The following is a 9530-nucleotide window of genomic DNA, read 5'->3' on the forward strand; positions in this document are numbered from 1 at the left end:
CACCTTTGTATAAAAATCAACTAGAAAGCCTATCTTGTCCTCCAAACTTTCATGGCTTTTTTCTTTTGCGTCCATAAACATTATACAAAACAACCAAATTATATAAATATGATGATTGCTTAAAATATTAATCGAAACTAATAAAAGCAACTTTGGTTTAGTACTACTCATGAAGCCAAAACTACTATTGCACACCTGCTGTGCTCCATGCCTCATAGGAACTTTGTTTCATCTTGAAAAGCTCTATGACATAACTGTTTTTTACTTCAATCCGAATGTTCATCCCAGGGCTGAATATGAAAAGAGGAAGGGAGAGGCAATCAGATACTGCGCATTGAAGGGAATCCCTTTTATAGAGGGAGATTATGATGCCTACTCCTGGCTTTCTTCAATGATGAAGGTTGAAAACCACGCCGCACTTTCAGAAGGGGGGCTGCGCTGCGATGCATGCTTTGCGCTCAGGCTTGAGGTGGCTGCTGCTGAGGCGCAAAAGAGGGGCTTTTCCCTGTTTGCAACAACACTCTCAGTTGGCTCCAACAAAAAGGCAGAGACAATAAACAGGATTGGGAGAAATGTTGCAAAAAAACATTCTCTTACTTTCATTGAAGGCGATTTCAAGAAGGGCGGAGGCATGGAATTAAGCATTTCTGAGTGCAGGCGGCTTGGAATTTACCGCCAGAATTACTGCGGATGCGTATTTTCTCTCCCTAAATCACTTCTTTCTGAAAGTTCTGACAATTCATCTGCTGAGAATGGAAACGGAATTTCTGTAAGAGTTAAGAGGATGAAAAAGCGTTTAAAGAAAGAGGCGGTAAAACAATAGTGAGAATTTTCTTCAGATTATTTTTTCAGCTTATTTTTTCCTTTGGAAGACATTTTCAAGGCAATCCCTGCCTTTTTTTTCAATCTTAAGGTCTCGGACATTTATTTCAGCAAGCCTGTTCTTCATTCCGCGCAGGGATTTTCTCCCAAGCTCATTAATTCTTATGCTTTTTGCTTTAATATGCGCGCATCTCATGAAGCTTTCTCCTGTCTTTTTGACGGTTAATTTATCTATATTATGGCTTGCAAAAAGGGGCAGATTGTAGTCGCGCATTCCGCAAAGCGAATTTGCCCCAATCTCATCTGCCTTAAGGCTTTCTGCTGTAAGTGATGAGCAGTCCATGAAATTTTTTCCCGCTTTGCCTATTATTATCCTGTTTATGATATATTCGCCAAATCTTGAGCTTATCCCCTTGTTGAATCCGCTTAGTGCATTTTCTCCAAGGATTCCCGCCTTAAGCGTGTTTGCAATGAGTGTTGAATACTGCATGAAATTTCCGCCTGCCTCTCTTACATCAATATATTCTATGTCATGGCTTGAGAAGAGCTCGTTTGAGCCTGAAAGCGCATTTTCCCCAAGGACTCCTGCATTGAATTTTATTCCGAAAAGGTCTGAATATCTCATGAAATCATTCCCTGCTTTTCCTATTGAAAGATAGTCTATTTCATGGCTGCAGAACCTTTTTGGCTCAACTGCCGAGAAAATCTGGGTAATATCCTGAATTTGGTAATCCATAAGAGGGGAATATTCAGGAGTTATTGATTTAAGCAGTTCCTCTTTCACAAGCGCGCGCTCTGGCTTGTCAAGCTCAAGCATATCAGGCTCGTATTCAAGCGGAATGTCATTTGCGCCTGAAAGGGCGTATTCACCCATATTTGCTATTTCAACTTTCTTTCTGTTGAGGCTTATTCCTGAAAGGAAGAAGTCCCTTCCTTTCCCATCAAATGAAATGCATGTTCTTGTCTTTTTTCCAAACCGCATTGCGTAGTTTATGACAAAGGATGTTATCACGCAGTTTGAGCTTTTTTTCTCAAAATATTCAACTCCCTCGTCGCTTATTGACTGGAAGATGTCCTTTAGCCCTTTCAGGTTCTTGTCAAATGTGTCTAAAAGGCATTCATAAAGCGTTTCATTTGAAGGTCCAAAGGCAATTCCATACCTGTTTTTAGGTTCGCCTTTCTTCCATTCAAAGTCAAGCTGAATTGTTCTTTCGTTGGTAAGTATGTATTTCTGGAGCATTGTCTCAATCTCATAATCCCTTGTTTTCATTTCAAGGCTTTCAATTTTCACTTCAGAATTCTCCTCAAGTTCGCATTTGTAGAAGCTGAAGATTTTTTCAGCGATGTTTTTTGACTTTTCTGTGATTCTTTCTCTCAATTCTTCCATGTCAAAGCTCTTTGTAAGGAAGCAGCTTATCTCATGAAGAAGGTATGCCTCAAACTCGTTTTTATTCATCCGCAAGTTCCCTTTTTCCCCGGTTTCAGAATCATATTCAACATCAAAGATGTTCCCTGCCTGGAGGGCGCTTATAAGAGAATTCCTGTCTTTCTTGTACATTACCGGATTAAGGTTAAGCATTTCAACAGGATTTTCATTCCCGGATGATTTTATTATGTTAAGGAGGTTGTTATGCGTAAATCTGTACTTCTTCTGGCTGAAGTCATAAACGTGCTTTCCCGCCTGATGGTTTATTGCATTGAAAAGTATGAATCTTGCCTCAGGGCTGTCTTTTATCATAAGCTTTTCCTCAAGCCCTACAATGCTTTCGTTTATTCCCGCCTCAGAAGAGGGCTTTTCATTGTTTCCGTAGAAGCAGTTGCACCTGATGTCAAAAATGCTTTCTTCATCATATGAGCTTACTGCATTGAAGATTTCATCAATTTCTAAAGGGGCATGGGGGATTATTTCCAAAAGCCCTGAAATCTCCGCAATTTTCGGTCGGTATTCCGATTCAATGATTTTTTTCTGCTCTCTCTTGAAAACAAGTCAAAATTAGAAAAATACGCGCAAAGCCAGCTCACATTGTTGCGTATTCTTTTCCTGACCTCTGAGAGCTTGCTCATGGTATTGCCTTTTAATAATGATGCACAGGCACGTTTATAAACTTTTCTCTACTTAAGAGTGACATGATTTCTTAAGAAAGTTCAGGCGCCTTCCCTGAAAAGAAGCATTGAATCCCCAAAGCTGAAGAGATGGTATCTGTCCCTTATTGCCTCCTTGTAAGCAGCCATTATCCTCTCATAACCGCCGAATGCAGCAATCATCATAATAAGGGTTGACTTGGGAATGTGAAAGTTCGTTATTATTGCGCTTACAGGTGAGTTGAATTTATAGCCCGGTTTTATGAAAATTTGCGAGCCTCCGCTCCCGGGCTTTACAATGCCGTTCTCTGACACTGTTTCAAGGGTTTTTAATACAGTTGTCCCAACAGCAAAAATCCTCTTTCCGCTTTTGAATGCATTGTTTATCGTATCAGCAGACTCCCGGTTTATCTCATAATACTCAGAATCCATAATGTGGGTTTCTATGTTGTGCACTGGCTTGAATGTCCCAAGGCTCACATGCAGTGTTAGTTCAACAAAGACTGCGCCCTTCTTCCTGATTCTTTCTATTAATTCCTGAGTGAAGTGAAGCCCTGCTGTAGGGGATGCAATCGCGCCTTTTTTCTTTGCGTATATCGTTTGGTACATTTCAGGGTCAGTCAGCTTTTCCTTTATGTAGTGCGGCAGGGGCATTTCTCCAGATGACTCCATTAATTTTTCAATGGGGCCGCTGAAGTTCACTATGAATTTGCCCTCATTCCTTTTAAGCACAGTGCACGAGAATCCCTTGAAGTAGAGGATGTCATCCTCTTTTATGTTTCTGCCGTTTATCAGGCATTCCCAGTTCCCTGTCCCGAGAAGCCTGATGAGAAGGAGCTCTGCCTTTCCCCCTGTTGCCTTTTTGCCGAAGAATTTTGCAGGGATTACTCTTGTGTTGTTGAGGACAATCACATCCCCGGGATTGATGTAATCGGCAAGATTATAGAAATAGCTGTGCTCAATTTTGTCTTTCACAACAATGAGCCTTGAGCTGTCTCTCGGAATTGCGTGCTTCTGCGCTATGAGCTCCCGTGGAAATTCATAGTCAAAATCCGACAGGCTCCATTTCCTCTCTTCTTTTTCCATTACTGATAGAGTCATAATGAGCACTATAAAAACATTTTGCTGAAAAGTTTCAAAAAAATCTTATGAAAAAGATGGCTGAAAATTCAGCAGAAAAATGCAATTGATACTCCATTGTTGATTTTTACCTTTTAGTATAAACTTAATATTATTTTAACACCATTTAGATATATTGATATATCATTGAGTAAAATTTATATATTAGTAATCCTTTTTTTCTGATTTAGGGGGTGTAACATGGTAATTTTATTTGACAAGTTTAATCTTCCTGAGGACATATTCGAGGTAATATTTGCAACAGAGCAGCAGATAATTGTTGCAGAAGCCCTGATGAGGGAGATGAAGCAGAAGGGGGGAGAGCTTACAAAATCTCAGATGTCTGATTTTGCAACAAGGCTGCATGAGGGAAAGCTTGTTACAAAAGTCAACAGGGCTCCCTTTGTCGGAAAGACAATAAAGCTGTCTTACAACAAAAGGCAGTTTTACGACAGGATTCTCACTCCAATGAAGAGCATGGGGCTCATCTATTATGACCTTTACAAGAAGATTTACAAGGTTTCAGACAGCTTTGTGCAGGAGCTCACAAGAATCGGGCAGATGTGGTACAAGGAGCTGAGGAATCCTCCAAATTAATTTTTTCTTTAATGTTTTTTAATGTTTTCTTTTGCATTCCATTTTTTGTATTCTATTTTTCCTTCTTTATACAAAAAAGGCGCTAAAACTCATTACTTTAGTTGCGAGATACAGCGCCTTTTTGTATCCTAAAAATCCGCGAATCAGAGAGCGTCCGGTCAAACGCTCTCAGCGGATTTTTATGATGTTTATGATATAATTTGATTACTCCAAGCCGGGCACTGGACTTCTCCAATAGCATAATTTTTAAACAGAATACTTAATCTTTTTTTTATGGATGACAAAGCAACGCCTGAAGGCGCTGACAATTCAGATATTGTGAATTCAATTCTTGGGTTTTTTCCCCATGAAAGCATAAGGACAGGGCAGGGAAAGCTTCTGCTTGACATCTACCGGGCAGCATCTTCCGGGAAAAGCATCCTGATAAACGCGCCAACAGGAATCGGAAAGACAGCAGGCGCCCTTTCCCCAATCCTCAAGCTCGCATCAGAGCATAAGCACAGCGAAAAGAAGCTGAAGATTTTCTTTCTCACAGGAAGGCACACCCAGCACAAGATTGTGCTTGAGACAATAAAAACATTAAATGAGAAAAACGGAAAGGAGATTGTTGCCGCAGACATATTCGGCAAGAAATACATGTGCGGCTTTGAGGACGTTACAATATTCTCCTCAACAGAGTTCAGCGAATACTGCAAATCATTACGTGAAAGCAAAAAATGCTTTTTCTACAGGAACACCTTTGACAAGGAGAGCAATGAGAAGATTTTTTCAGGCGCATCTTTGGGACTTGTCAGCTCTTTTGAGAAAAGGTGCGCATCAAGGCAGGAGATAAGGGAATCCTGCATTGAGAAGTATGTGTGCCCTTACGAGGTGGCATGCGGGGTTGCAAGGAATGCTGATGTCATAATCTGCGACTACAACCACATCTTCAACCCCGACATCCGGGCGATTTTCTTCAAGAAGATATCTGCTGAGCTTGAGAACTCAGTGATAATAATAGATGAGGCGCACAATCTCCCCGAAAGGCTAAGAGAGATGCTTTCGCAGAGGATAAGCGAGAAGACAATTGAGCTTGCGATTTCAGAGGCAAAGAGGTTCAAGTTCGGGATTGAGGAGCAGCTTCTTGCGCTTCAGGGATTTTTCAGGAAAAAGAAATCAGAGATTTCAAAGAGAAGGGGAATTTTAAGCGAAATTCTCCTGGAGAATTCCGAGATAATTGACTTTGTGAAGAGGCATTTTGATTTGAAAGAGACCATTGAAGCGCTTATCCGCTGCGCAGACGAGGTCAGGAAAGCCCAGAGAAAAAGCTTCATTGGAAGGATTGCGGATTTTCTTATTCTTGTGAATTCCACTTCAGAGCAGGATGAGTTCATAACAATCGCCTCAATAAGCCAGTATTCTGACAGCAAGGAGCTTGAGATTGAGTATTTCTGCATTGAGCCCGCCCTTCTTACAAAGGATGTTATTGAGGGCGCAAAATCCCTGATTCTCATGAGCGCAACCCTTGAGCCGCTTGAGATGTACTGCGACATCCTCGGTTTTGACTATCCCTTCCTTAAATCCTATGAAAGCCCCTTTCCAGAAAAGAACAGGCTTACGCTGATAATCCCGAAAACCACAACTAAATATGAGTTCAGGAGCGAGGCGCAGTTTCGGGACATTTCAGAGAATTTGGCAGGAATCCTTAAGTCAATTCCAGGAAGAGCTGCGCTTTTCTTCCCAAGTTATGAAATAATGTCTGCTGTAATGCCCGTCCTTTCTTCAGAAAAGAGGAATTTTTTCATTGAGAAAAGAAAATTCCAGAAGGAGCAGAAGGCTGAACTGATAAATTCATTCCTGAAAGATGAGATGGGAGTATTGTGCGCGGTTGTAGGAGCCTCTTTTTCAGAGGGAATTGACCTTCCCAACAAGCTTAAGAGCGTTGTTCTTGTCGGGCTTCCGCTCAGGCCTCCTGGAATCAAGGTGAAAAAGCTCGTGCAGTATTATGCTGAGAAATTCGGGAAGGGTTTTGAGTACGGCTATTTCATCCCTGCAATAAACAAGGCAATCCAGAGTGCGGGGCGCTGCATAAGAAGCAGCACTGACTACGGTGCCCTGATTTTTCTTGACAAGCGCTATGCATATGACAATTACAAGGCGCTTATGCCCACTGACTGGAACCTTAAGGTTTCATCTGACTATGAAAAAGCGCTCCGGGATTTCTTTGAGGGCAGGAAGGGAAATTAAAAGTAAACTAAAAGCAGAAGAGTAAATCAAAAGCATAACCGCAATAAAAACTTAATAAAGAATTTTTTAATTGAAATCTTACCAATCAGAGGGTTGTGACAATAACCTTGTCAGAGACAATAACAGTGTGCTCTGCCTGACTCACCATCCCCCTGCTGACTTCTGACAACGGCGGGTATTCCCCGATTATCTCAGCATTTATGAGCTGCCTCAGCGCAAAATTCACCTGTGCGCTCGGGAATTTCTGCTCAAGCCACCTTTTTGCAAATGGAAGCCCGTTGTACTCATCTATTTCAGAAAGCACCTTCCTGCTTATTATGTCTCTTATAGGCTTACGTTCTATAATTGAGAAGACGCTGGCATTTGGGCTTTCCACAACCATTCCTGCACCAGTTGTTGCAAACGGCTCAATTGCAACCACCTGCTCAAAAAGCTTGTTATTGGATGAGGTTGCAAAGTTTGGAATTGACGGCTCTGAATGGATGTCAAAATCTGCAAGTCCGTGCCCTGAAAGGTTTTTTATCGGAGAAAATCCGTATTTTGTGATTGCATTCTGGATTTGCGCGCCGATTTCTCCTATTGAAACACCGTTTCTGATTATTTTTAGCGCAGCATCAAGTGCGTCCTTTGAAGCCTGGACAAGCTCTTTCATTTTAGGGTCATCGCCGAGGTATACTGTGCAGGCAGTGTCTGAGATGCAGCCGTTGATTTCAATCCCCAAGTCCAGCTTTGCCATGTCCCCATTTTCAAAGATGGTTTTGTCAGATGAATCAGAGCAGTAGTGCGCTGCTATGTGGTTTCTTGAAATCTGGACTGGGAATGCAAAGTTGCCCCCAAGGGCTCTTATCTTTGCCTCTATTTTTTCAGTGACTTCAAGAAGGGATTCGCCCTCTTTTATGAGCCCCCTTCCGTATTCCCTTGCCTCAGAAGCCATCTTTCCCGCTTTTATCCAGTCATTTAATTTTTCTATTGCTATTGTAAATCACCTTTAGGAGTTGAATTAATATCCTTAATTCAGGTTGGAATGCCTTAATTATATAAAATTTTAGGAAAAACCGCTTTTTGCAGCTGTTCTGTCCTATTGCCTTGTCCTATTGCTTTTGTCTTATATTTTTAACATTAGAAAAGAATAAAAAGCGCTTTCCCAAGTTTATTCTTATGACAAGCCTTATTGACAAGCCGTTTGCTATTCTTGCAAATCCTGAGGGCAGATGCTGGAAGTTTGCCGAGGAGGTCTATTCAAAAGTAAAAAAGATGTGCAAGCGCGAGGAGGGGCTTGAGGACAAGATTGCGCTTATCGGTATAGAGATTAAGAGGTTCCGGGACGGAGAGATAAAGCCGAAAATCCAGGAAAACATAAGGAAGAAGACCTGCTTTTTCATCCATGACTCATCGCTTAACCCTGATGAATGGTTTCTCCAGGTGCATCTGATAAATTATGCAATAAAATTCTCCTCAGCTTCAGAGCTTATTGACATCTTTCCATACCTTCCTTTCAGCAGGCAGGACAGGAAGGATGAGTCAAGGGTTCCAATAAGCGCAAGAAGCATTGCAGATGCGCTCTGCCTTTACGCGAACAGAGTTATAACAGTGGATGTCCACGCACCCCAGATTCAGGGCTTCTACAACCTGCCTTTTGACAATCTTCTGAGCTTTCCCTATGCTGTCAAGCAGATTTTTGACAAGCATCCTGAGCTTTTGGAAGAGGAGCTTGCCATAATGACCCCTGATGCAGGGGGAACTTTGAGGGCAAGCACATTTAAGGATAAGATTGTCACAAATTACAACAAGGAAACAAATCTTATTGTGGGATACAAGCAGAGGCCTAAGGCAGGAGAGGTTTCCAATGATTATAGAATTGCAGGAGATGCTGAAGGCAGGAATGTTATAATAATAGATGACATAATTGACTCAGGAAACACCCTTGTCAAGGCAAGCCAGGCACTGAAAAACGCGAATGCAAATAAGATTTACACATACTCAACCCATGCCCTTTTCACAGACGGCTTTTCAACTGTAAAACCCTATTTTGAAAGGGTTTTTGTAAGCAACACCAGGATGCCCGCTATTTCAGATGAGAAGCTTGAAATCCTGGACATGTCCCCTCTTATAGCAGAGGCAATTTACAGAACTGCTGTTGGAGAGTCCTTAAGCGCGCTTTTCAAGTGAATATTTCCAAATTATTTTTTTTCTAAACTGATTTTTGCCTTTCAACTGCTGTCCATGATTTTCCCATCTCTCTTTATTAGTAAATTATTTAAATAGAACCTAAATCTTGTAAATAAAACACAATTTTAACAAAGCAGGTAAGGAGGACTTAAAATGGCGGAATTTAAGCTTGTAATTGCTGATCCAAAAACAGGAAAGAGCTATAAGCATGAGGTAAAAGACAAGGAAGCTGGAAAGTTCATAGGAATGAAGATTGGAGAAAAGATTTCCGGTGAGTCAATCGGAATCCCAGGATATGAGTTTGAGATTACAGGGGGCTCTGATTACTGCGGATTTCCCATGAGAAAAGACCTTGATGATGTAATCAGGAAAAAGATTTACAGCGTTAAGGGAAAGGGAATAAGGGATGTGAAGAAGGGTGAAAGGCTGAGAAAGAGCGTATGCGGAAACTCAATCCATGTTAAGATTTCCCAGATAAACATTAAAATCCTGAAATATGGAAAATCACCCCTCCC

At 41.4% G+C, this 9530-nt stretch carries 8 protein-coding genes; 5 read left to right on the forward strand and 3 right to left on the reverse strand.

Annotated features, from left to right (window positions below; all coding sequences use genetic code 11):
* Positions 1–169: 169 nt before the first annotated feature.
* Complete coding sequence (locus tag NTV63_03945; GenBank protein MCX6710071.1) at positions 170–823, forward strand: epoxyqueuosine reductase QueH; 654 nt, start codon at positions 170–172, stop codon at positions 821–823.
* 30 nt (positions 824–853) lie between these two features.
* Here NTV63_03945 and NTV63_03950 read toward each other — a convergent pair whose 3' ends face one another.
* Both NTV63_03950 and queA read right to left on the reverse strand, forming a co-directional pair.
* Positions 854–2734 (reverse strand): hypothetical protein, encoded by a 1881-nt coding sequence (locus NTV63_03950; protein ID MCX6710072.1) that lies wholly within the window; start codon positions 2732–2734, stop codon positions 854–856.
* Positions 2735–2967: 233 nt separating this feature from the next.
* Complete coding sequence (gene queA, locus NTV63_03955; protein MCX6710073.1) at positions 2968–3990, reverse strand: tRNA preQ1(34) S-adenosylmethionine ribosyltransferase-isomerase QueA; 1023 nt, start codon at positions 3988–3990, stop codon at positions 2968–2970.
* A 234-nt stretch (positions 3991–4224) separates the two neighbouring features.
* On the opposite strand from queA, the gene NTV63_03960 reads away from it, so the two are divergent.
* Entirely contained in the window at positions 4225–4620 is a 396-nt protein-coding gene (locus NTV63_03960) for a hypothetical protein (protein ID MCX6710074.1), read from the forward strand.
* Between the two features lie 273 nt (positions 4621–4893).
* Positions 4894–6846, forward strand: coding sequence for an ATP-dependent DNA helicase (locus NTV63_03965; GenBank protein MCX6710075.1), 1953 nt, complete (start codon positions 4894–4896; stop codon positions 6844–6846).
* An 85-nt stretch (positions 6847–6931) separates the two neighbouring features.
* Here NTV63_03965 and map read toward each other — a convergent pair whose 3' ends face one another.
* Entirely contained in the window at positions 6932–7816 is an 885-nt protein-coding gene (map, locus tag NTV63_03970) for a type II methionyl aminopeptidase (protein MCX6710076.1), read from the reverse strand.
* Positions 7817–8004: 188 nt separating this feature from the next.
* On the opposite strand from map, the gene prs reads away from it, so the two are divergent.
* Positions 8005–9015 (forward strand): ribose-phosphate diphosphokinase, encoded by a 1011-nt coding sequence (gene prs / locus NTV63_03975; GenBank protein MCX6710077.1) that lies wholly within the window; start codon positions 8005–8007, stop codon positions 9013–9015.
* A 153-nt stretch (positions 9016–9168) separates the two neighbouring features.
* Positions 9169–9530 (forward strand): 30S ribosomal protein S6e (locus NTV63_03980; protein ID MCX6710078.1); only part of this gene is annotated, 362 nt, incomplete at its 3' end.

The organism is Candidatus Woesearchaeota archaeon (genome assembly GCA_026394965.1).
Taxonomy (GTDB): domain Archaea; phylum Nanobdellota; class Nanobdellia; order Woesearchaeales; family 0-14-0-80-44-23; genus JAPLZQ01.